This is a genomic window from Actinomycetota bacterium, assembly GCA_035759705.1.
In the GTDB taxonomy this organism is placed as follows: domain Bacteria; phylum Actinomycetota; class CADDZG01; order JAHWKV01; family JAHWKV01; genus JAJCYE01.
The window spans coordinates 1-21,045 of record DASTUJ010000205.1; the positions used below are offsets into that span (position 1 = coordinate 1).

Sequence of the window (21,045 nt, forward strand, 5' to 3'; positions counted from 1 at the left end):
ACGAGTTCGAGAGCCTGCGCATGCACGGCATCCGCCAGGCCGACGTGAGGGGATACTCGTACTCCCGGGACGACGTCTCGGCCCGGGGCCTCGCCAACTCCTACTCCCAGATCCTCGGCCAGATCTTCACCGAGGCGATGAAGCCGTACGAGGTGGAAATCCTGGTGGCCGCCGTCGGTGAGGCCGGACAGCCGAACGAGATGTACCACATCCTCTACGACGGCAGCGTCGCCGACGAGACCGACTGGGTGGCCATGGGCGGTCAGTCCGAGGAGCTCTCCGCCTACCTGGAGAAGAACTTCAAGCCGGCGCTTGCACTGAACGAAGCCGTCAGGCTGGGTGTCGCATCGCTGCGGGAGGTCGAAAACCGGGATCTGCCCAACGGCAACCTCGAGGTGGCGGTCCTCGACCGCACCCGGGAGCGCCGCAAGTTCAGCCGCCTCACCAACAAAGAGGTTGCTGCGGCCATCGAAGAGGCCGACTCCGCCTAAAAGCGGGGTACTCGGCGGCGACGCCATCGCACCGTCCGCCTCCTGCCGCGCGCACCGTTGCGCATACCCTTACACTTGCTCCGTGAGCCTGAATGGCAGCTTCTGTGCAGGGTGCGGAAATGGTCATCACCTTCCGGGCTTGAATCGCATGTTCCCGGCGGAAGCTTCCTGATGGAACGCAGGATCTTCGGCCTGGAGAACGAGTACGGCGTCACCTGCACCTTCCGGGGGCAGCGCCGCCTCTCCCCCGACGAGGTAGCCCGCTACCTGTTCAGGAGGGTCGTGTCCTGGGGCCGCTCCTCCAACGTCTTCCTCGAGAACGGTGCCCGGCTCTACCTCGACGTCGGCTCCCACCCCGAGTACGCCACCCCCGAGTGCGACGACATCCGCCAGCTGATCGCCCACGACAAGGCGGGCGAACGGATCCTCGAAGCCCTGGTGAACGCCGCCGAGATGCGCCTCCGCGAGGAAGGCATCGCCGGACAGGTCTACCTGTTCAAGAACAACACCGACTCCGCAGGCAACTCCTACGGCTGCCACGAGAACTACCTGGTCAGCCGCTACGGCGAGTTCGGAAAGCTAGCCGAGCACCTGATCCCGTTCTTCGTCTCCCGCCAGATCTTCACCGGCGCCGGCAAGGTGCTGCAGACCGCCCGGGGCGCCCGCTACTGCATCTCCCAGCGGGCCGAGCACATCTGGGAGGGCGTCTCGTCGGCGACCACCCGCTCCCGGCCGATCATCAACACCCGGGACGAGCCGCACGCCGACGCCGAGAAGTACCGCCGCCTTCACGTAATCGTCGGGGACTCCTCGATGAGCGAGTACACCGCCTGGATCAAGATCGCCACCACCGCAGTGTTGCTGAGGATGCTCGAAGAGGGCATCGTCATGCGAGACCTTTCGCTTGAGAACCCGATCCGGGCCATACGCGAGATCTCGCACGACATCACCTGCCGTCGCAAGGTCCGCCTGGCCAACGGGCGGGAGGCCTCCGCCATCGAGCTGCAGTGGGAGTACCTCAGCCGGGCAGCCGACTACGTCGACCGCAGGGACGACCCGGAGATGAAGGAGACCGTGCGGGCCTGGGAGGAGTGCCTGGTGCTGCTGGAGGACGACTTCACCAAGCTGGACACCAAAGTCGACTGGGTCATGAAGTACACGATGCTCCAGGACTACCGGACCAAGCACGGCCTGGGCCTCGGGCACCCCAAGCTGGCCCTGATGGACCTTGCCTACCACGACGTCAGCCGCCGCAGGGGCCTCTACTACCTGCTGGAGCGCAACGGCCTGGCCGAACGCTACGTCACCGACGCCGAGATCGACACCGCCAAGCTGGAGCCGCCCCAAACCACCAGGGCGAAACTCAGGGGAGAGTTCATCAAGACCGCCAAGCGGCGCCGCCGGGACTTCACCGTCGACTGGGTCCACCTGAAGCTCAACGACCAGGCGCAGCGGACGCTGCTGTGCAAAGACCCCTTCAAAAGCGTTGACGACCGCGTCGCTCGCCTCATAGCCTCACTTTAGGGACCGGCAGAAAAAGGGTGTAACGCCGCGGGGGAGGCGGTCGTTTACATGGATATGGATGATCTCAGCGAGATCCAACTCCGCATCGCCAAGATCGAAGAAGGCCTCAATGAGGTCAAGGCGCTCGTCCAGCAAGCCGCCGCCAAGCAGAGTCCGGCACCCGCTCCCCCGCCGAATCAGGCGCCCCGGCAGAACCCCGTGTTTCCATCGCTGAGGGTCGGCCCGGCGCCAACGCCACCGCCGACTCCGGCGCAGCAGCTCTGGCAGCAGCCTCCCCCCGCAACTCCTCCTCCCCCACCGTTCCCGGCTCGACCTTCCTTTGTTAACCCCCCGAAGCGGCGGAAACGTGAAGTTCCCCTTCGTGTCCCAACTCCACCGCCGGCAGCCGCGGTTGCCCCCGCTCGGAACGCAGCCACCTCTCCTCCCTACGAGCCTCCGCCTCCGGCGCCCAGCCCGCTCCGCAGCGGCGAGTTCGAGGCAAACATGCTGGGAAGCTGGTTTGCCCGCATCGGAGCATTCGCCATCTTTCTCGGGGCGGCCTTCGCCTTCAAGTACGCGGTGGACCGCGACCTGATCAGCCCTGCCGGCCGCATCGCAATTGGGGTGCTTCTCGGCGCCGCCTTCATCGGTTGGGGCGAGTGGGCGCGTCGCAAGACCTGGCCTCTTTTCGCTCAAGCCGTTGCCGGCGGAGGCGTTGCGATCATGTACCTGTCGGTGTGGGCCGGCTACCAGCTCTACGACCTGATGTCTCCGGCGCTGGCACTGATCTTCCTGGCTGCGGTTGTGGTACTTGGTGGAGCACTGGCGGTGCGCCACAACTCGATGGCCCTGGCAATCATGGCCGCCCTCGGCGGCTTCCTCAACCCGATCCTCGTCAGCACCGGGCGCGGCTCGATAGCTGCGCTAAACCTGTACCTTTTGTTCCTGAACGCCGGAATCCTGGGTCTCGCCTTCTACAAGCGGTGGCGGTCTCTCACCGTCGTGGCGATGGCCGCCACCTGGCTGCTGGTTCTCGGAAGCATCTTCGACACCACCCAGTCGGAACGGATGACGTTGCTGGCGTTCGGCACGGTGTTCTTCCTGATCTTCACCGCTGCCCTGTTCGTCACGTACCTGAAGTCCGAGGTCCCGGCGCAGCCGGAGGACCTGGTGCTGGGATCCGTCAACGCGCTTGTCTACTTCGCCTTTGGAATGCTGGTCGTGCCCGAACAGGGTCAGCCGGTTTTCGCCTTGTTTCTGGGGCTCTTCCTGACCGGGATGGGGCTTGGCTGGCGCTCGATCCACCGGACCGACACCAATGCTGTGCTCACCTTCGTCGGACTGGGCGTGGGAGCGGTCACCGTTGCCGTCGCCCTGCAGTTCGAGGGGTCGATCCTGGCGACCGTCTGGGCGGTGGAGGCGGTGCTGATCATGTTCGCATCGGCCAGGGCGGAGCTTTCGAAGCTGCGCATCGCCGGCCTGGTGGTTTTCTGCCTCTCCGTGGGACTCTCACTTCTCGGCAGCGGGCTGGGCGCCCTCTACGAACCGCCCCGGCCGATCTTCTCCGTGGACGCACTGCCTTTCATCACCCAGGTTGCAGCACTGGGCGGAACGGCAGTGCTGCTTCGCCGCAAGGGCGAGACCGCGGTCGAACAGAGGGCGGCCGACACCGTAGCCATCCTCGCCCTGCTGCTCAACCTGGTCTGGCTTTCCTTTGAGATCACCGCACAGTACCGCCGGGCGGGCTGGGACCTTCAGACGTTCCCCTCGACGATCAGTGCATTCTGGGCGGTGTACGCCGCGGGCATCGGTTTCTTCGGCCTACATCGCGAGCTCAAATGGTCCAGGCCGCTGGCGGGAGGCATCTTCGGCTTTTCCGTCGCCATCTCGGTGATCGCCAGCGGATTCGGCTCGACCTACGAGCCCATTCGCCCGATGCTTTCAACCGAAGCCCTGGCTTTCGTCCTGCAAATCGTCATCCTCGGGTCCGCCGCAGTGCTGCTCCGCCGGACTGCCTCCTCGGTGAACGAGGGTAGGGCGGCCGACGCAGCCGCCGTCTCGGCCAACCTGCTCGCCCTCCTCTGGCTCTCGTGCGAGCTGTGGGCCGTCTACCAGCGGCCTACGGGTGACTGGAGCTTTGCGACCTTCACCTTCACTCTCTCTACCGTCTGGACCCTCTACGCCGCAGGGCTCCTCGCCTACGGCATCGGCCGGCGCGCCAGGTGGGCCCGGCTGTTCTCGGTGAGCCTGTTCGGCCTGGTCATCGCAAAGCTGGTCCTGGCCGATGTCTGGCTTCTCGAGACTCCCCTTCGGATCGCATCACTCATGGGGCTCGGCCTGGTACTGCTCCTCTGCTCGCTCGGCTACCACCGCTTCCGGGCGCTGATTCTTGGTCCCGACGACCCCACACCGCCGGCTGCTTCGAGCGCCAACGCCGCCTGACACGCAGCAGGTTTTAGGCCGCCCGGATACGCCCGGGGGGCGGGCGCACTACAATCGGGTGGATGCCTACCTTTCGCACCGGAGTTATCTCCGAGATAACCGAGACCCTCGATGGTCTGATGAGGGTGCGCGTCCGAGTTGAGGACGAAATCCGGCAGGCCTGCAACATCACCGCCCTCACCGGGGAGGCGGCACTCGGCGACCGGGTGGTCCTGAACACCACCGCCGTCGACATGAACCTTGGAACCGGCGGCCACGACTTCGTGCTGTGGAACCTGGAGCACGACTCGCACGACGTGAAGTCGGGCGGGCACATCATGAAGATGCGCTACAGCCCGTGCCAGCTCGACGTCCTGGCGGCGGAGTCCCCCGAGAGCGAGCACCATTCGGTGCTGGAGAGCGCGGAGTCGCTCGACGGCATGCCGGTGGTCGCCTGCGGCCTGCACTCCCAAATCGCCCCCGCCGCAGCGATGTTGAAGCAGCTGGACCCCGATCTTCGAATCGCCTACGTCATGACCGACGGAGGGTCCCTCCCCCTGGTGCAGAGCAACATGGTCCGGTACCTGAAGGAGAAGGGCCTGATCGACGCAACCGTCACCTGCGGCCACTCCTTCGGCGGGGACTACGAGGCTGTCAACATCTTCAGCGGCCTGGTCACCGCCAACGAGGTGGCCTCGGCCGACATAGCCATCGTCGCCATGGGCCCCGGCGTGACGGGCACTCAGACCTCCCTGGGCCACAGCGCCATGGAGCAGGGCCAGGTAATCTCCGCCGCAGCCTCGCTCGGGGGCCGGCCGGTAGCCGCGCTTCGCATCTCCTTTGCCGACCCCCGTCCCCGCCATCATGCGGTCAGCCGCCAGACCCTGACCGCCCTGAGGTTCGGCGCCCTGGCCCGCTGCACGATGGCCGTGCCGGACCTCCCGGTCGAGCAGCTTACCGAGGTCATGAACGGCCTCATCGACTACGGGTTGACCGAGATGCACGACGTGCGCATCGTCGACGCCTGGGAGACCATCCCCGCCCTGCACAACTACGGGCTGGAGTCGATCAGCTCGATGGGCCGCACGCTGAAGGACGACCCCGCCTTTTTCGAGGCCGCCGGCGCGGCAGGGCTGTTTGCAGGCCAGCTCCTCTATCAGACGGACTGACGACCCCGGCAAGCTGCACACGGAGGTAGGCATTGCCGGTTCGTAAGTCGGAGAGACTCCTCAACCTGATCGTGATGCTGCTCGAGACCGCTCAACCGGTCACCGCCGAGCAGATCCACCGCACGATCCCGGGCTACGGCCAGGACAGCTGGGACACCTTCAAGCGGATGTTCGAGCGCGACAAGGAAGAGCTGCGGGAGATGGGCATCCCGGTGGAGCTGACTGCCGTGGACGCCTGGGAGACCGAGCAGGGCTACCGGATCCCCAAGGACCGCTACTACCTGCCCGACCTTCACCTCGAGCCGGATGAGCTGGCCGCCCTCTGGCTGGCCGCCGGGCTTCTCAGAATGAGCGATCCCGGCCCGGCCCGCAGCGCGCTGATGAAGCTGACCGAGGGGGCGCCGCCGGAAACCGAGGGAAACCTGTCATGGCTGACCGCCGACATGGGCCTGGCCGCCCCCAACCTCTCCACCGTCCTCGAGAGCGTCGCAGAGCGCAAACGGGTCACCTTCCCCTACCGAAGCAAGGAAACCACCCGCAGCCGCACCGTGGACCCGTTCGGGCTCACCCACCGACGGGGGAAGTGGTACCTGGTCGGGCGCGACGAGGGCAGCGACGAGATCCGGTCATTCCGGCTCGACCGGGTCGAGGGAGTCGTCCACGTTAGCCATCCCAGCCGCCCGGGCCCCGAGTTCGAGATTCCGGAAGGCTTCAACCTGCAGGGTTATATGGAGCGGCCGCCCTTCGTGCAGGGCAGCCTTCCCGACAAGGCGAAGGTACGGTTCGACCCCTCCACGGCGTGGTGGGTGGAGCGCAGCTCGCCGTGGCTGAGGCTGGAGCCGGACGGCGACCTCGGAGCCACCGCCGTCGTCGAGGTCACCGACGACTCGGGGTTCATCTCCTGGCTGCTGGGGTTCGGTGAGGGGGCCGAGGTGCTGGAGCCGCAGAGGCTGCGGGACCTGGCCCTGCGACGTCTCGAGGAGATCTGTGGCTAACCTCGAGGACCGCTTCCGCAGGCTGCTGCTGCTGGTGCCCTACGTTCTGCGCAACAACGGCGCCACGGTCGACGAGGTGTCGGAGCGATTCGACATCACCCGCACCGAGCTGGTGGCCGATCTCAACCTTCTCTTCATGTGCGGGCTTCCCGGATACGGGCCGGGCGATCTGATCGAGGCTTACATCGACGGGGACCAGGTGTGGATCCGCATGGCCGACTACTTTGCCCGCCCGATGCGCCTGACGCCGGCGGAAGGCCTGATGCTCTACGCCGGAGGGCAGGCGCTGGCCGCCGTCTCAGGGCCGGACCCGGCGCTGGAGCGGGCGATGGAACAGCTCTCAAAGGCGTTGACCCCGGGAGCGCTGGAAAGGGTGAGCGTGGGCCTGGAGGCCCCGGAAGGGCTTGCGATCGTTAAGGAGGCGCTGGAGAGCAAGCGGCAACTCCACCTGGTCTACCAGTCGCAGTCCAAGGACGAGGTCACCGAACGGGACGTCGACCCGTGGGCGCTGCTTTTGTCGGATGGACGCTGGTACCTGCTTGGGTTCTGCCACAAGGTGGAGGACGAGCGGATCTTTCGCATCGACCGGATGCGCAGCGTCCGCCGGCTGGAGGACGCTGCACAGATCCCGGATGACTTCGACCTGTCCCGGTACGACTCGGTTTACTTCGAGAGCGAGAACGCCCTGACCGTGACGCTGGACATAGCTCCGCGAGCCAACTGGGTGTGCGATTACTACCCGCTGCTGTCGCAGGAGTCCCTCGACGACGGGTGGATTCGAATCCGCCTGAAGGCTGGAGGGGTGGCCTGGCTCGAGAGGCTGTTGCTGAGGCTGGGCCCGGAGGCCCGGATCATCGAGCCGGATTCGCTGAAGGAAAAGCTGAAGGCGACCGCCGCGTCGATGGCCCGGCGGTACGCCTCGAGCGAAGGCTGAATCTAAGCCGTTTTGCCAAGCATGCGAGTGACCTTGGTTCCACACGTGGGGCAAAGGCCCTGCGCGGCTTTTCGGCCGTTCGGCAGATCCTTCTTCTCACCCTCGAACTTGCGCTTCTCCCGGCACTTCACGCAGTAGCCTTCGTACGTTTCAGCCATTTGAGGCTCCTCTCTCAGTAAAGGCTTTATCCGCCTGTTTACGCACAAATGAACTTTCACGCTAGCACAGGCTCAGGCACAGCCTGAGGATATGCAGGCGCAACGGCACCCGGGCGGCCCTCGCAGAGCGGCCGGTGCTGTGGTGTACTCGGTGCCCAATTTGCCGTCGAAGAAGGAGACAAGACCAGTGGCCAGACAGGTGATTTCCACTCCCGATGCCCCAGCGGCTATCGGCCCGTACTCCCAGGCGATCGGCTCGTCAGGGCTGCTGTTCTGCTCTGGGCAGCTGGGCCTCGACCCGGTGACGATGGAGCTTGCCGAGGGCCTTCGGGCACAGGTTTCCCGGGCGCTGGACAACCTGAGCGCAGTCCTTCGAGCGGCGGGGACCGGCCCCTCCAACGTGATCAAGACCACTGTCTTCCTGGCCGACATGGACGACTTCCCGGCGATGAACGAGATCTACGCCGGCTACTTTTCGGAAAGCCTGCCTGCTCGAAGCACGGTGGCGGTCAAGACCCTGCCGAAGAACGCCCTTTTCGAGATCGAGGCGATCGCTCAGATCGAAGGTTGATCGGGGTCCTGCGGCTTGTTGCGGCGTCGCTGGACGACGACCGAAACGATGCCGGCGAGGAGCATCAGCGCACCCAGGACGGCCCACACCCGCTCACCGTCCATAAAGGAGCCGGTCGGCGCAAGTCCCGCGCCCTGAACTATCCAGATCGCCCCGACGATCATCAGCACGACCCCGAATGTTCTAGGAAAGATCCCGTTCTCCTTGTTGGGTGGGCCTAAGTCGGTCCAGGGTAAGGCAATCGTCGGGTTCCGGAGCACATTTAGAGGGTTGATTAGGTCTGGGGTCTGCCATTTTGATGCCTGGTTCTGCTAGATTCCGCAGGCAGGCGTTATAAGAACGGGAAAATTTCGCTCGATCGGACCGGCCGGAGGTAGGGCATGCAGGGCGGAAGGGGTAGCTCTCGGCGTAGAGGCGCGTCCCAGTTCTTGAGGACCGGCCGGGTTCGGGAGGACGCAGCATCCGTCTGGCGCAGACGGCGCCACGGAGCCCTGGCAGCACTTCTCGTTTTGGCGGTCCTGGTCCCCATCACCGCCGCACAGGCGGCCCCGAACGTCGGCGTGATAGTCAACTTCCCCACCAACGCCACGGTCGGACAAACCGGCCTAGCCGCCACCTTTACCGTTCTGAACATCTCCTCGTCACCCGACGAGATGGGCACGGTCACGGTCGGGCAGCTGACGCTGATACCGTCCTGCTCGAACTTCGACCCGGGCTGCGACGCAGCCGGTTCCATCCCCGATCCCGGAACGTTCAACCTGAGCGCCACGGGCACCGGCGCGGCCGGCACAGCATGCGCAGGGCGCGGCTTCAGCATCACCGAGATCAACCCGGCCACCGGACAGGTGTCGTTTCAGCCGGTGGACATGCTTCCGGTGATCCTGGCTCCCCCCAACATCGCAAGCGACCTGGATCACTGCCAGATCAACTTCACGGTCGACGTGCTCAAGGCGCCGAACCACGATGCAATTCCTGCCGAGGACGGCCTGGCCACCGTCCAGCTGGCGAGCGCAACCGGCACCCACCTGAACGGAACCGTGGTCAGCACCACCAACGAGGACGTCACGACGATCTTCGGGGGTGCCGGCCCCGTGACGCCCACGCTCACCACTGTCGCGTCGCCGGGCGTTCAAGTCGGGGGCCAGGTCACCGACACGGCCACCCTGGCAGGCGGCAACAACCCGACCGGGAACATCGCGTTCAGCCTCTACGGACCCGACGACGCCACCTGCACCGGGACGCCGCTTACCCCGCCCAGCGAGACGGTTGCGGGCAACGGTGTCTATACATCGGATCCGGTCACTCCTCCCGCAGCCGGCACCTACCGGTGGGTCGCCGCGTACAGCGGCGACGCCAACAACACGGCTGTCACCACAGCCTGCAACGACCCGCTCGAATCGGTGGTCGTCACAGCCGTCGGTCCGGTGACGCCCACCCTTACCACGGTCGCGTCACCCAACGTGCAGCTGGGCGGGCAGATCACGGACACGGCCACCCTGGCCGGCGGCAGCAGCCCGACCGGAACCATCACGTTCAGCGTCTACGGGCCCGACGACGCCACCTGCGCGGGGGCGCCTTTTGCCGCCCCCGTCGAGACCGTTGCCGGCAACGGCTCCTACACCTCGGACCCTGTAACCCCCGTCGCGGCCGGCACCTACCGGTGGGTCGCGGCATACAGCGGCGACGTCAACAACACCGCTGTCACGACAGCCTGCAACGACCCGCTCGAATCGGTGGTTGTGAGCACGGAGCCGGTCCTGGTAACGCCCACCATCACGACGCAGGTCGCCCCTGCGACCGCGTCGGTCGGCCAGAACATCGTGGACACGGCGACGCTTGCCGGGGGCAACGCACCGACCGGGACCATCACGTTCAACGCCTACGGTCCCACGGACACCACCTGCGCCGCCGCCCCGGTTTACACCGCAACCGCTACGGTCAACGGCAACGGCTCCTACCCGGCCTCGCCTGCGTTCGTGGCGACGGCGCCGGGCCAGTACCGCTTCATCGCCTCCTACAGCGGCGACGCCCTCAACAACCCGGTCTCGGGCGTATGCAACGACCCGGCCGAGCTGCACACCGCAACCGTCAGCCCCCTGCCGACCATCAGCGTCGACAAGACCGCGACACCCGGCAGCCTTCCCGCGCCGACCGGCCTGTTCACCTTCAACGTCTCGGTCACCAACTCGAGCACGGTGCCGCTGGTGATCAACTCGATCAACGACAGCGTCTACGGGAACCTCGGCACCAGGGCCGGCGTCAACACGTGCGACGACCTCATCGGGGACACCCTGGCCCCGGCCGGCGTGGCCACCTGCTCGTTCCAGGGCTCCTTCACCGGGGCCGAAGGAGCGACCGAGACCGACGTCGTCACGGTGGTCGCATCCGACATCGCCGCAAATCAGGCAACCGGGCAGGACAGCGCCACGGTCAGCCTCACGGCGCCGGTGCCTCCGGAAGTCCCCAAGGTTCAAATCGATATCACGCCGATCCCGGCCTCCCAGTCCGAGCCGGGGGGGCCCGTCACCTATCGAGTGACCATCACCAACACCAGCAACCCGGTGGACATCACCATCACATCGATAGTGGACAGCTTCTACGGCAACATTGCCGCCCTTCCCGAGCCCAACACCTGCGACTCGGTGATCGGGCAGGTCCTGTCTTCGGGCGAGTCGGTCACCTGTGAGTTCACGGTCCAGTTCACCGGCGACGCCGGCACGACCCGAACCCACACGATCACTGTGACCGCCACCGGTCCCGGCGGGGTCACCGTCACCGACAGCGCTCCCGCCACAACCATCACGATCACCGACGCACTTCCCCAGATCAGGGTCACAAAAGGGGTCTCCCCCGAGAGCCGCCCGGAACCGGGTGGGGACTTTGTCTTCGAGGTGAGCGTGGAGAACAGAAGCGGCGAGTCGGTGGTCCTCACCACCCTCGGCGACGACGTCCACGGCGACCTGAACGGCAAGGGAACCTGTGACACGGGCGTCACCCTGGCCGCCGGTGCGACCTACACCTGCACCTACACCGCGCGCTTCAACGGCGAGGACGGGGATCGCCAGGAGAGCACGGTTATCGCAACGGTCGTCGACGACGAGGGCAACTCGGCCACCGACTCGGACTCGGTCACGATCCGCCTGACCGACCCGGTAGCGGCAAGCCCCACCCCGACCGCGACGGCTACACCCACCGCCACAGCCACCCCGACCCCGACTCCGTCCGCCACTGCCACGCCGACTCCGACGGCTTCCTCGTCACCCACACCAGTGCCTGCGGCTGCCGCCGGCACACCGCCCCCCGGTGGGATCGTCCGGACCGGCATCGAATCTCTGGAGTGGCTTGCGCTGGCCTTCGCTCTGATAGTCCTGGGAGCGGTGGCTCGAAGCGAGTTGGCGGCGAACCGCATTTCGAGGCGTCCCAGAGGCTAGGGCCGGACGGCCTCCAGCGCCCCGCGGTAGACGGCGTAAACCGAGTCCCAGCTGAACTCCCGCAAGACCATCTCCCTGGCGTTTGCGCCCAGCCGGCGGGACTCGTCGGGGTCGTCGAGCAGCCGGAGGATCGCCCCGGCGGTCTGACCGGCATTCGACCCGTCGACCATCAGTCCGGTCTCCCCCGGACGAACCGCGTCCCCGACGCCCCCGACGTCGGCGCCGATCAGGGGCAGGCCGGCGGCGGCGGCCTCGACGTATACCAACGGCAGGCCCTCGGTCTCGGTACCCAGAAAGCGCGTCCTCGTTGGGAGGGCAAAGATGTCCGCCGCTGCCAGGTAGGAGGGGATCAGATCCCAGGGCTGGGGCCCGGCGAGCGTCACCGACCGCTGCAGACCGGCTTCATCGGTCATCTTCCCAAGGCGCTCGAAGTCCGGCCCTCCTCCTACGATGAGCAGGTGCGCCTCGGGGTGCGACCCGAGCACCTCTGGGAACGCACGGATAAGGGTTCGGCCCCCCTTTCGCGGAACCAGGCGGCTCACCGACACGACGACCGGCCCGCCGACGCCCAGGTCGACCGGTTGCGCGGAGCCGTAGCGGCCGGCATCCACGCCGCAGGTCACCCGGGCCACGTTGACGCCGGGACCCAGGAGCTTTTTCACCAGAGACTCGGCGAACGACGACTCGGGAAGCAGGACCGCTGCCCTCGCGCAGACCGCCTTCAGGGCGCTCCGGGCGCCCGGGATGCGGGAGGCCAGGACGAACTCTCCCCCGTGCACGCTTACTCCGTAGGGCCGCCCCAGGCCCTGCCCCATCAGGCCGAGCGGGAGGGCGGAGGGGAAGTGGACGAGGTCGATCGCACGGTCGGCCGCGAGAGCGATCAGGCGCCGCACCAGATTCGGCTTCGGAAGAAGGGTGTCCACCGGTTCTCGCAGGATCTCGAAATCCTGAGCAGCGTCGAACTCCTCCGAGCCCGGCATCCGGCGTGTGACCACCACCACGTCGGTTGGCGGCCAGCGGCGGACGAGCGAGTAGATGTAGTTCTCTATCCCGCCGGGGTTGGGAGGGAAATCGTTGGTGATTACTAGAAGGCGCATATGATTCTGCTGGCCACCCGATTTACGAACACAAGGAAGGGAGAAGTTACTTGAAGAGGTACATCGCCGAGTTCATCGCTACTTTCTTTCTTGTCTTCGTCGGGACGGCTGCGATCGTAGCCGATACGCAGGAAACGGTAACCAGGCTTCAAAGCACCATCGGGACCCTGGGCATCGCCCTGGCCTTCGGCCTTGCGCTGGCTGTCGCGATCGCCGCCGTCGGAAGGATATCGGGCGGTCACGCCAACCCGGCGGTCAGCATTGCGTTCTACATCGCCAAGCGGCTCTCCCTGAAGGACCTGGGCGGGTACATAGCGGCGCAGGTTCTGGGCGGGCTTGTGGCTGCCCTGGTCGTAAAGCAGATTTTTCCGGCCGAGATCGTCGAGTCGGTAGGTTCCGGCGCCACCGCCCTCGGTGAGGGCATCTCGCTGCTGCAGGGCGGCCTCATCGAGGTGATGCTCACCTTCTTCCTGGTGTTCGTCATCTGGGGAGTTGCCGTCGACCCCAAAGGGCCCAAGATCATCGCTCCGCTGGCAATCGGCCTCACGGTCGCCTTCGACGTCATCGTCGGTGCGTCATCCACGGGAGCGGCTATGAACCCCGCCCGCTGGTTCGGCCCGGCCCTGACCGGGGGCTCTCTGGACGGCAACTGGCCGGTGTGGGTCCTAGGTCCCATCGTGGGAGCATTGATCGCCTCCACCGCCTACGAGCTGTTCTTCTTGGACACCGAGGAGAGTGAGATCACTCTCGAGGATCTGGAGGACCTGGAGCCCCGGGCCCCCGAGTTCCTGCCACCAACACCGGAGGAGTCGGCCGCGGAGGACGCAGCAGCGGAAACGGCAGCGGTGGAAGCTGCCGGCGACGCGGAGAGCTCGGACAGCCCGGCATAACGGTTGGCCGCCTGAGGTTTGCGGACCAGGCGTCAAGGCCGTCCCGGTCCCCGAGTCATGTCCCTTCCGAGCCCGAGGATCATCGACCTCGAGGGTGGCGCCACCGTGGCCATCCGCCCCGGGAAGCCCTCCGATGCCCGAGGATGGATCGACCTGCTGGTCCAGGTTTCCCAGCAGGATCGCTACATCCTGCTCGAGTCGGTCAACACCACCCGGCGGGAGCTTTCCCGGATATTCCGGTTCGGTGCCTGGTGCGATCAGACGGCCGCGGTGGTGGCGGTCGAAGGCTCGACGGTGGTCGGTCAGCTGACCACCACCCGCAACCGCAACATCTACGCCCACACCGCCGAGATCGGCATGTCCGTGCAGTCGGCCTACCGGGGCAAGGGCGTGGGCGCCGGCCTGATCGAGGGCGCCAAGGACTGGTCCAGGGTCTTCGGCGTGGAGAAGCTCGTCCTGAACGTCGTCCCCGAGAACCTCCGGGCCATCCGCTTCTACGAGAAGATGGGATTTGTGCCCGAAGGACACCGCCTCAAGCACGCAAAGTTGTCGTACGGCTACGAAGATTTAATCGAGATGAGCCTGTGGGTGGATGTATAAAATGCGCCTGGAAGGGTATTGTCGGGTCCGCAGAAATTGGATTGTCGGCATTCAATGGTTGTACGTTATGCCTGCAGTGCAAAAAGAATCCACGTGAGCTAATGTATGACCACATTCTTAAGGGCAACTTGCCCGTGGTTTTTGAGTCGGTTGTTCTTTAAAGGAGGCCTGAGTGGCGTACCAAGGAGACAAGTCCGGTATCGGCGAAGTCGCCGATCACATGCCGTTCGAAGAGCAGATGAAGGGCGGCAAGTGGCGTCCAGGGGAGCCGCACTACTGGGTTACCGGTCGTCCCGGTAACATCAGGCAGCGCCCCAACAACATGTAACGATTCTTTTTTGGGTTTTCGTTTCGGCAATCCGGAATTGAGACCTTAAAAGAGGGAACCGGGTGCCGGTTCCCTCTTTTGTTTATTGTCCCCCGTCGGCTAGGGGCTCCACGAGGCTCCGCGGCAAGGTAAAGTGTGGGTTAACTTATGGCTATGAGAACTGAATCCGTTTCCAAGCTGGACCTCTACAAGGATCTTGCGCGCCAGTTGCGGGCAGACATCGTCCGCACCTCGACCGCTGCAGGTTCAGGGCACCCCAGCTCTTCGCTCTCAGCAGCCGACCTCATGGCGGTTCTGCTTGCAGGGCATTTGCGCTACAGCTTCGACGACCCGGACAACCCTGCCGGCGACCACCTGATCTTCTCCAAGGGCCACGCCTCACCGCTGATCTACGCCCTGTTCCGCGCAGCAGGCGCCATCGACGACGCAGAGCTGCTCACCAACCGCAAGTTCGGCAGCCGCCTCCAGGGCCACCCCACCCCGATCATCCCGTGGGTCGACGTGGCCACCGGGTCGCTGGGCCAGGGCCTTCCGATTGCGGTGGGCGTCGCCATGGCCGCCAAGCGCCCCCTGGGCGCTCCGTACCACGTGTGGACGGTTGTCGGGGACAGCGAGAGCGCCGAGGGCTCCATCTGGGAGGGCTTCGCCCGGGCCGGCTTCGAGAAGCTCGACAACATCACCGCCATCATCGACGTCAACCGGCTGGGCCAGCGCGGCCCGACCGAACTCGAGTGGGACATGGAGACCTACAAGCGCCGCATCGAGGCGTTCGGCTGGAACGCCATTGTGGTCGACGGTCACAACCTCGAGGAGATCGACGCTGCGATGACCGAGGCGCTCAACGACGGCATGCCCACGGCAATCGTCGCCAAGACCAAGAAGGGCCAGGGCATCTCGTTCATGGCCGACCAGGCCGGATGGCACGGCAAGCCCCTCAACGCCGAGCAGGCTGCCGAGGCTCTGGCCGAGATCGGCGACGAGCCCTCCCGCACCTTTGAGGTCCAGCCTCCCCGTGAGTGGACCGCCCCCCAGCTCAAGAATGAGCCGGTTCAGCTGAAGAAGTACACGGATGCCCTCGCCACCCGCAAGGCGTACGGCGAGACGCTGGCGGCCCTGGGTGACGCACGCGGGGATGTGGTGGTCCTGGACGCCGAGGTGTCCAACTCCACGTACTCCGAGGACTTCAAGGTCGACCACGCCGACCGCTTCTTCGAGATGTACATCGCCGAGCAGCAGATGGTGGCGTCGGCGGTCGGCATGCAGGTGGTGGGACTTCGTCCCTTCGCCTCGACCTTCGCCGCTTTCCTCACCCGTGCCTACGACTTCATCCGGATGGCGGCCATCTCCCAGGCGAACATGTGCCTGTCGGGGTCGCACGCCGGCGTGTCGATCGGCGCCGACGGGCCGTCGCAGATGGCCCTCGAGGACCTGGCCATGATGCGTGCGGTCTTCGGAAGCACCGTTCTGTACCCCTCCGACGCCAACCAGACTGCGCAGCTCGTGGCGGCCATGGCCGATCTGGACGGCATCAGCTACATGCGGACCACCCGGGAGAAGACCGGCCTGCTGTACGGGCCGGATGAGACCTTCCCCATCGGCGGCAGCAAGGTGTACCGCTCCTCGGACAGCGACCAGGTGACGATCGTGGGCGCCGGCATCACCGCTCATGAGGCGGTCAAGGCAGCCGACGAACTGGCGGGCGAAGGCATCAACGTCCGCCTGGTCGACGCCTACTCGGTCAAACCCATCGACGGCGAGGGGATCGCCGCAGCCGTAAAGGCAACCGGCGGCAAGCTGGTTGTGGCCGAAGACCACTGGGAAGAGGGCGGCATCGCCGACGCTGTCCTCATGGCGTTCGCCAAGCTCGGTTTCACCGACTTCACGCTCAAGCACCTGGCGGTGCGGGAGATGCCGGGTTCCGGCGAGCCGATGGAGCTGCTGAAGGCAGCCAAGATCGACGGCGAGCACATCGCCAAGGCGGTCCGGGAGCTTCTGGCCTGAGTATCGACGGTTCTCGAAAACGCCCCTCTTCGGAGGGGCGTTTTTGTTGCAACCGGTCCCGGATGCACCTATGGTCTTGGAGATCATTACCAGAAACGGAGCCAACATGGCAGGTGCAGTTCCGGCAACGACCCGACGGAGAGTGCCTTCCGGGACGATCTCGCTGGTGCTCGGAATCATGGCCCTGTTCGGCATGCCCGCAGGACCTCTGATTTGGCTGGCGGGTTCGAAGCCGCCCGCCGCCCTCCTTCTGATAGTGACCGTGGTTCAGCTGCTGGTCGCGGTGGGCGCCGTCAGCCTGGGACTGATGAGCAAGCCGGTCGGGGTCCCCGGCCACCGCCCGCCTTCGGCCTGGGCTGGCATCGCCATTGGGGGCCTCAGCCTTGCCCTTAACACCATCCTTGCCGTCGCCTTGACGTTCAACTATGTCGGCAACTCCATGGACCGTTCCGTAATTGAGACCGATCCGATAATCCTTCAGCCGGCAGACTGACCGTTCAATCGCGAGCCCCGCGGTCCTTCTTGCGGTAGACGAACCGCAGGCCCTGCCAGTCGGCGTCGATCGCGCAGGACTTGTTGTCCACCATGCCGGATGCCAGGCCGATCCCCTGGACCGCTTCGAAACCCAGGTCGGTGCCGATCTTCGAGGACTTCTTCGGCCAGGCCACCCACAGGCCTCCGGCGGAGGTGAGCATCTCCGCAAGCTCGTCGAAGCGGCCCTGAAGGTCCTCCTGCTGCGTGACGAACAGCAGAACCACGTCCAGGGGGTCCCCCGGGCCCTGGACGATCTCAGCCCCCTCCGGCAGCGGGCCAAGGAGGTTGTGGAACCCGGTCGGGGCTGAGACCAGCAGGACCAGCGACTCCTCTTTGATGCCGAGCTTTTTGTGGAGCGGCGTGCCGGAGTAGTCGGTCTTCTTCTGGGTCGTCGCCGTGGTTAGGCCTTCGCTTTCGCCGCCGTCTCCTCGAGCGCCGCCTTGATGCGCTCGAAGTCCTCCTCGGGGATGTCGTGGAGGTTGCCCTGGAACGCCAGGCGCCAGTGCTCGGCTGGCCATTTGGAGACGTAGGTCATCTGCCGGGCGATGCCCTCCACGTCGATCCAGTCGTCGCGGTCCAGGACGAGCTCGGCGCGGATCGGCACCCGCCAGGGATAGTCCTCCGATGGTTTTCCAGCCGCGGCGCTTTTTTTTCCCTCCCAGATGGGGTCGTGGTCCTCGAAGTAGGTGCCGGTGATGGTGGCGTACCCGGCGAACGCCATTTCTTTCGTGATGTACCAGACAAGCTTGTCGCCGTCGGCCATGCGTTCGGCCTTGCGCCGCTGGCGGGTTTTGAAGCCCTGGAGCTCGAAGTTCAGCTCCCTGGTCTTGGCAAAGTTGGCTTCCCCGCTTACGGCAATCCAGTAGCTCGGCATGGCTCCCCTTCCTCAAGTTCTTTCGTTCGACCCTACAACGAGAAAGCTGGGATAACCTCAGCGAGTGGAACCCATGCCGCTGCACCCGAACGTACGTAAACTCTGGCAGGTCGTCGCCCTGCTGGTGACGGTGCCGCTGGCGATAGCGGTCGGCGTGCCGGGGATCCTTCTGGACCTTCCCACCCTCCTCGTGGGGGCAGCGGTTCTGCTGGTGCTCACGCCGGCCGCCGTGGTCCCCCGTCTCGCCTACCGGCGCTGGCGTTACGCCATCCGGGAGCACGACCTCTACACGTCGAAGGGCGCCATCTGGCACATCGAGACCCTGGTGCCGTTCGACCGCATCCAGTTCGTCGAGTCCCGGCAGGGTCCCCTCGACCGGGCGTTCACGCTCACCCAGGTCATCGTCTACACCGCTGCCGGCAAAGCAGCAAGCATCCCGGGGCTGGACCGGGCAACCGCCGAAACCATACGAGAGGACCTCTCCAAAGTTGCCGGCGCACCCAGCGTCTGACCTACCGCCTCCCGAGGAGGTGGCCGCCGAGGGGCTAAAGCTCAAGCCCTCGGCCGTGCCGATCTGGTTCCTCTACGACGTAGGCAAGGGCATCCTCGGAATCCTCCCGGTCTTTTTCGCCGGACCCGCGGCCATCCCCTTCGTAGCTGGTGCGGGGCTGCTCATGTTGATTGCCCCTGCAATCCGGTACTCGAGGTTCCGCTACGACATTCAGGGCAACACGCTGATCGTCCAGGGCGGCCTGTTCAGCCGGTGGAGGCGGGTAATTCCCAGGGAGCGGGTCCAGAGCGTCGACGTGGTCCAAAAGTTGCGCCACCGGGCGTTCGGCGTTGTCGAGCTTCGCATCGAGGCGGTCGGCGGCAAGCAGACCGAGGCGGCGTTGGTGGCTCTGGCCCCCGAGGAGGCGGAGCGGATCCGCCGGTGGGCTTCGGGCGGGCAGGTCGAATCTGCCGAATCGGTCGATAAGCCGGCGGAGTCCCCGGTCCTGGCACAGCTGACCGGCAAGGACCTGCTGATCGCCGGGATCACCGGCGGCCGGGTGGCGGTCCTGGCAGCCCTCATCGGTTACTCCCAGGAGTACATCGGAGAGGACTCGGTCGACAGGGTCACCGGAATCGCCGAAAGACTGCTCCCGGGGGCCTCCCTGGTGGCGATCATCTCGGTGCTGGTTGCGATTGTGGTTGCCGCCTCGCTGCTACTGAGCATCGCTCTGACGATCCTCATCTACTGGGAGTTCACCGTCCGGATGGAGGAGGACCGCCTGGTGATCACCAGGGGCCTGCTGGAGAAGAGAAGGGCCCAGATCCCGCTTCACCGGGTGCAGTCGATCTCGGTCAACGAAAACTTCATACGGCGCCCGTTCGGGCTGGCGAGCCTGTCGGTGGTGGTCGCGGGCTACAGCTCGGAGGGCCAGGAGAACCAGGAGAGCACCGTGCTGCTCCCTCTTGCCCCGAGAGCCAAGGCGTGGCTCGTAGCCACCGAGATACTCAATGCCGCTCCCGAGCTTGCCTCCGTGGCTCTCAAGGCTCCACCGCCGAGATCACTGACGAGCAACGGGATCTTTCCGACGGTCGTAGGCCTGACTGCCGGGATTGTGGCGACCGTGCTCGCAGGAAGGGTGGGCGCCCTCGCCTTCGGGCTGGTCCCCCTCGCCTGGCTTCTGACCTGGCTGTCCTGGCGCTGCAGCGGCTACGCGTTGGACTCCGGCTACGTGCTCGTGCGGGGAGGGGTGTTCGTCCAGAAGACGTCATTGGTGCCGGAGGCCAATATCCAGCACCTCCAGCTCACCTGGTCGTTCTTCCAGAAGTGGTTCCGCCTGGCCACGGTCCGGGTGCACATTCCGGGGACGCATCGTGATGCAACCGACCTCGACTCTTCGGAGGCCTCGGCCTGGTTCCGCAGGTTGAGCGAAAGGGCCGCCTAGCCGCCCAGGCTCGGGCCCCCGCCGGCCGCCTGGTCGGTAACCCAGTCGTGAGTCTTGTCGAGCGCATCCTGCTGTTCGACGCCGAGGATCTTGATTGCCTGTTTGTACCCGGCGTTGAAGCCGCTCTTCCAGGCCCGCTCAACCTCGTACACCGGGTTGTCGATGTCGTCCTTGGTGTTGTCGAACGCTATCTGCGCGGTTTCCTGAACGTCGAGCCACGTGCCTTCACCCAATTGTTCCGCCTCCTCGATGTGCCGGCCGGTAGATGCCGTAGGGAATCCAGCCTACCCAGTGGTGGAGCTTAGAGTCGTTTAGGGGTTGATGATGCCGTCGAGCAGGCCTGGAGGCGGCTCGAGGGCGGGAGGCGGCTCAACCGGCACCGGGACCGGCTCGGGCACAGGAATGGGAACGGGGACCGGCGCAGGGGGCGGAGGAGCCGGCAGGGGCGGCTCGTCCAGGAACGGCTGGGGGTTCGGGCCGGTGGGGCCGCCGTAGACGTAGACGACCATCCCTATCGGAGCGTTGTCGAGGATGTAGTCGGCAAACTGCATCGGCAGGCGCACACATCCGTGCGACGCCGGGGCCGTTGGAATCGATGTGCTCCCGTGAAGGGCGATGCCGCCGTTGAAGTACGCCGGGCGGTATAGGCGGCCCAGCGGGGCCGTTCGCCAGCCGTTGCGCTTGAAGTTGATCTGGAAGCGCCCGTTGGGTGTGATCGCCCGGCGGGTGTAGCCCTCCGACGTGAACTTTTTGTTGTTGCCGGTGGCGGTCGGCGAGATCGCCGCAACCTGCCCTCCCCGGACCATGAAGACCACCTGGCGGGGGATGTCGACCTCGAAGTGGTCCGCAGGAGTGGTGAACGCCGGAGCCGGCTTGGTGGCGGTCTGGAGGCGGGTGGTGGTCACCGGGTCGGCCGTGCCGTTGCGGGGCAGGTTCTCTACCTTCTGGAACGCGGTGACCCCGTGTTTGGTCGCGCCGTCCCAAACGCCGTCGACCTTGCCGACCAGGTACCCGAGGTCGGCCAGCCGCTGCTCCAGCGCCAGCACCTCAGGTCCCGACGGGTTGGCCGGCGGCACGGGGGCGAGCGGCGCAACCGGGGGTGGCGGAGGGGGCG

Annotated in this window: 22 protein-coding genes; 15 read left to right on the forward strand and 7 right to left on the reverse strand. The window is 65.8% G+C overall.

Annotated features, from left to right (window positions below; translation table 11 throughout):
* The 6 genes from prcA to VFV09_14360 all read left to right on the forward strand — a co-directional run.
* Positions 1–491, forward strand: a 491-nt coding sequence (prcA, locus tag VFV09_14335) for a proteasome subunit alpha (protein ID HEU4868887.1), incomplete at its 5' end; no start/stop codon positions are given.
* 171 nt (positions 492–662) lie between these two features.
* Complete coding sequence (pafA, locus tag VFV09_14340) at positions 663–2,015, forward strand: Pup--protein ligase (protein HEU4868888.1); 1,353 nt, start codon at positions 663–665, stop codon at positions 2,013–2,015.
* 48 nt (positions 2,016–2,063) lie between these two features.
* Complete coding sequence (locus VFV09_14345) at positions 2,064–4,436, forward strand: DUF2339 domain-containing protein (GenBank protein HEU4868889.1); 2,373 nt, start codon at positions 2,064–2,066, stop codon at positions 4,434–4,436.
* Between the two features lie 62 nt (positions 4,437–4,498).
* Complete coding sequence (locus VFV09_14350) at positions 4,499–5,584, forward strand: DUF3866 family protein (GenBank protein ID HEU4868890.1); 1,086 nt, start codon at positions 4,499–4,501, stop codon at positions 5,582–5,584.
* A gap of 32 nt (positions 5,585–5,616) precedes the next feature.
* Positions 5,617–6,579 (forward strand): WYL domain-containing protein, encoded by a 963-nt coding sequence (locus VFV09_14355; protein ID HEU4868891.1) that lies wholly within the window; start codon positions 5,617–5,619, stop codon positions 6,577–6,579.
* Positions 6,572–7,513: a WYL domain-containing protein gene (locus VFV09_14360; protein HEU4868892.1), complete on the forward strand. Its 942-nt coding sequence runs from the start codon at positions 6,572–6,574 to the stop codon at positions 7,511–7,513. Before VFV09_14355 ends, VFV09_14360 begins: the two co-directional genes overlap by 8 nt.
* Positions 7,514–7,515: 2 nt before the next feature.
* On the opposite strand, the gene VFV09_14365 is transcribed toward VFV09_14360, so the two are convergent.
* Complete coding sequence (locus tag VFV09_14365; GenBank protein HEU4868893.1) at positions 7,516–7,671, reverse strand: DUF5679 domain-containing protein; 156 nt, start codon at positions 7,669–7,671, stop codon at positions 7,516–7,518.
* Positions 7,672–7,858: 187 nt separating this feature from the next.
* On the opposite strand from VFV09_14365, the gene VFV09_14370 reads away from it, so the two are divergent.
* Complete coding sequence (locus tag VFV09_14370) at positions 7,859–8,242, forward strand: RidA family protein (protein ID HEU4868894.1); 384 nt, start codon at positions 7,859–7,861, stop codon at positions 8,240–8,242.
* Here the strand turns inward: VFV09_14370 and VFV09_14375 are convergent.
* On the reverse strand, positions 8,227–8,406 hold the full coding sequence (locus VFV09_14375; protein ID HEU4868895.1) for a hypothetical protein: 180 nt from the start codon (positions 8,404–8,406) through the stop codon (positions 8,227–8,229). The genes VFV09_14370 and VFV09_14375 overlap by 16 nt on opposite strands.
* A 264-nt stretch (positions 8,407–8,670) precedes the next feature.
* On the opposite strand from VFV09_14375, the gene VFV09_14380 reads away from it, so the two are divergent.
* Positions 8,671–11,673: a hypothetical protein gene (locus tag VFV09_14380; GenBank protein ID HEU4868896.1), complete on the forward strand. Its 3,003-nt coding sequence runs from the start codon at positions 8,671–8,673 to the stop codon at positions 11,671–11,673.
* Here the strand turns inward: VFV09_14380 and VFV09_14385 are convergent.
* Positions 11,670–12,770, reverse strand: a complete 1,101-nt coding sequence (locus VFV09_14385) for a glycosyltransferase family 4 protein (GenBank protein HEU4868897.1) — start codon at positions 12,768–12,770, stop codon at positions 11,670–11,672. The genes VFV09_14380 and VFV09_14385 overlap by 4 nt on opposite strands.
* 50 nt (positions 12,771–12,820) lie before the next feature.
* On the opposite strand from VFV09_14385, the gene VFV09_14390 reads away from it, so the two are divergent.
* From VFV09_14390 to VFV09_14410, 5 genes are all read left to right on the forward strand, one after another.
* A complete protein-coding gene (locus VFV09_14390) occupies positions 12,821–13,660 on the forward strand; it encodes an aquaporin (GenBank protein ID HEU4868898.1) in 840 nt (279 codons plus the stop codon).
* A gap of 57 nt (positions 13,661–13,717) precedes the next feature.
* Positions 13,718–14,260 (forward strand): GNAT family N-acetyltransferase, encoded by a 543-nt coding sequence (locus VFV09_14395; protein ID HEU4868899.1) that lies wholly within the window; start codon positions 13,718–13,720, stop codon positions 14,258–14,260.
* Between the two features lie 172 nt (positions 14,261–14,432).
* On the forward strand, positions 14,433–14,588 hold the full coding sequence (locus tag VFV09_14400) for a hypothetical protein (protein ID HEU4868900.1): 156 nt from the start codon (positions 14,433–14,435) through the stop codon (positions 14,586–14,588).
* A gap of 147 nt (positions 14,589–14,735) precedes the next feature.
* Positions 14,736–16,589, forward strand: a complete 1,854-nt coding sequence (locus VFV09_14405) for a transketolase (protein ID HEU4868901.1) — start codon at positions 14,736–14,738, stop codon at positions 16,587–16,589.
* Between the two features lie 142 nt (positions 16,590–16,731).
* Positions 16,732–17,082, forward strand: a complete 351-nt coding sequence (locus VFV09_14410) for a hypothetical protein (GenBank protein HEU4868902.1) — start codon at positions 16,732–16,734, stop codon at positions 17,080–17,082.
* A 4-nt stretch (positions 17,083–17,086) separates the two neighbouring features.
* Here VFV09_14410 and VFV09_14415 read toward each other — a convergent pair whose 3' ends face one another.
* Both VFV09_14415 and VFV09_14420 read right to left on the reverse strand, forming a co-directional pair.
* A complete protein-coding gene (locus VFV09_14415; GenBank protein ID HEU4868903.1) occupies positions 17,087–17,641 on the reverse strand; it encodes a DUF3052 domain-containing protein in 555 nt (184 codons plus the stop codon).
* A complete protein-coding gene (locus tag VFV09_14420; GenBank protein ID HEU4868904.1) occupies positions 17,524–17,997 on the reverse strand; it encodes an EVE domain-containing protein in 474 nt (157 codons plus the stop codon). The genes VFV09_14415 and VFV09_14420 overlap by 118 nt, the downstream gene beginning before the upstream one ends.
* 73 nt (positions 17,998–18,070) lie before the next feature.
* Between VFV09_14420 and VFV09_14425 the strand changes: the two genes are divergently transcribed.
* Both VFV09_14425 and VFV09_14430 read left to right on the forward strand, forming a co-directional pair.
* Entirely contained in the window at positions 18,071–18,508 is a 438-nt protein-coding gene (locus VFV09_14425; GenBank protein ID HEU4868905.1) for a PH domain-containing protein, read from the forward strand.
* 19 nt (positions 18,509–18,527) lie between these two features.
* Positions 18,528–19,931 (forward strand): PH domain-containing protein, encoded by a 1,404-nt coding sequence (locus VFV09_14430; protein ID HEU4868906.1) that lies wholly within the window; start codon positions 18,528–18,530, stop codon positions 19,929–19,931.
* Here the strand turns inward: VFV09_14430 and VFV09_14435 are convergent.
* Together VFV09_14435 and VFV09_14440 are read right to left on the reverse strand one after the other, a co-directional pair.
* Positions 19,928–20,164 (reverse strand): hypothetical protein, encoded by a 237-nt coding sequence (locus tag VFV09_14435; GenBank protein ID HEU4868907.1) that lies wholly within the window; start codon positions 20,162–20,164, stop codon positions 19,928–19,930. The two genes, VFV09_14430 and VFV09_14435, sit on opposite strands and share 4 nt — an antisense overlap.
* Positions 20,165–20,242: 78 nt before the next feature.
* A partial coding sequence (locus tag VFV09_14440; protein HEU4868908.1) for a L,D-transpeptidase family protein occupies positions 20,243–21,045 on the reverse strand: 803 nt, incomplete at its 5' end.

Excerpts from the sequence above, each read along its gene's own strand:
- pafA (HEU4868888.1), top strand. The coding sequence starts at position 663 with ATGGAACGCAGGATCTTCGGCCTGGAGAACGAGTACGGCGTCACCTGC.
- VFV09_14345 (HEU4868889.1), top strand. The coding sequence starts at position 2,064 with ATGGATATGGATGATCTCAGCGAGATCCAACTCCGCATCGCCAAGATC.
- VFV09_14350 (HEU4868890.1), top strand. The coding sequence starts at position 4,499 with ATGCCTACCTTTCGCACCGGAGTTATCTCCGAGATAACCGAGACCCTC.
- VFV09_14365 (HEU4868893.1), bottom strand. The coding sequence starts at position 7,671 with ATGGCTGAAACGTACGAAGGCTACTGCGTGAAGTGCCGGGAGAAGCGC.
- VFV09_14375 (HEU4868895.1), bottom strand. The coding sequence starts at position 8,406 with ATGATCGTCGGGGCGATCTGGATAGTTCAGGGCGCGGGACTTGCGCCG.
- VFV09_14385 (HEU4868897.1), bottom strand. The coding sequence starts at position 12,770 with ATGCGCCTTCTAGTAATCACCAACGATTTCCCTCCCAACCCCGGCGGG.
- VFV09_14395 (HEU4868899.1), top strand. The coding sequence starts at position 13,718 with ATGTCCCTTCCGAGCCCGAGGATCATCGACCTCGAGGGTGGCGCCACC.
- VFV09_14405 (HEU4868901.1), top strand. The coding sequence starts at position 14,736 with ATGGCTATGAGAACTGAATCCGTTTCCAAGCTGGACCTCTACAAGGAT.
- VFV09_14415 (HEU4868903.1), bottom strand. The coding sequence starts at position 17,641 with ATGGCCAGCCGAGCACTGGCGCCTGGCGTTCCAGGGCAACCTCCACGA.
- VFV09_14420 (HEU4868904.1), bottom strand. The coding sequence starts at position 17,997 with ATGCCGAGCTACTGGATTGCCGTAAGCGGGGAAGCCAACTTTGCCAAG.
- VFV09_14425 (HEU4868905.1), top strand. The coding sequence starts at position 18,071 with ATGCCGCTGCACCCGAACGTACGTAAACTCTGGCAGGTCGTCGCCCTG.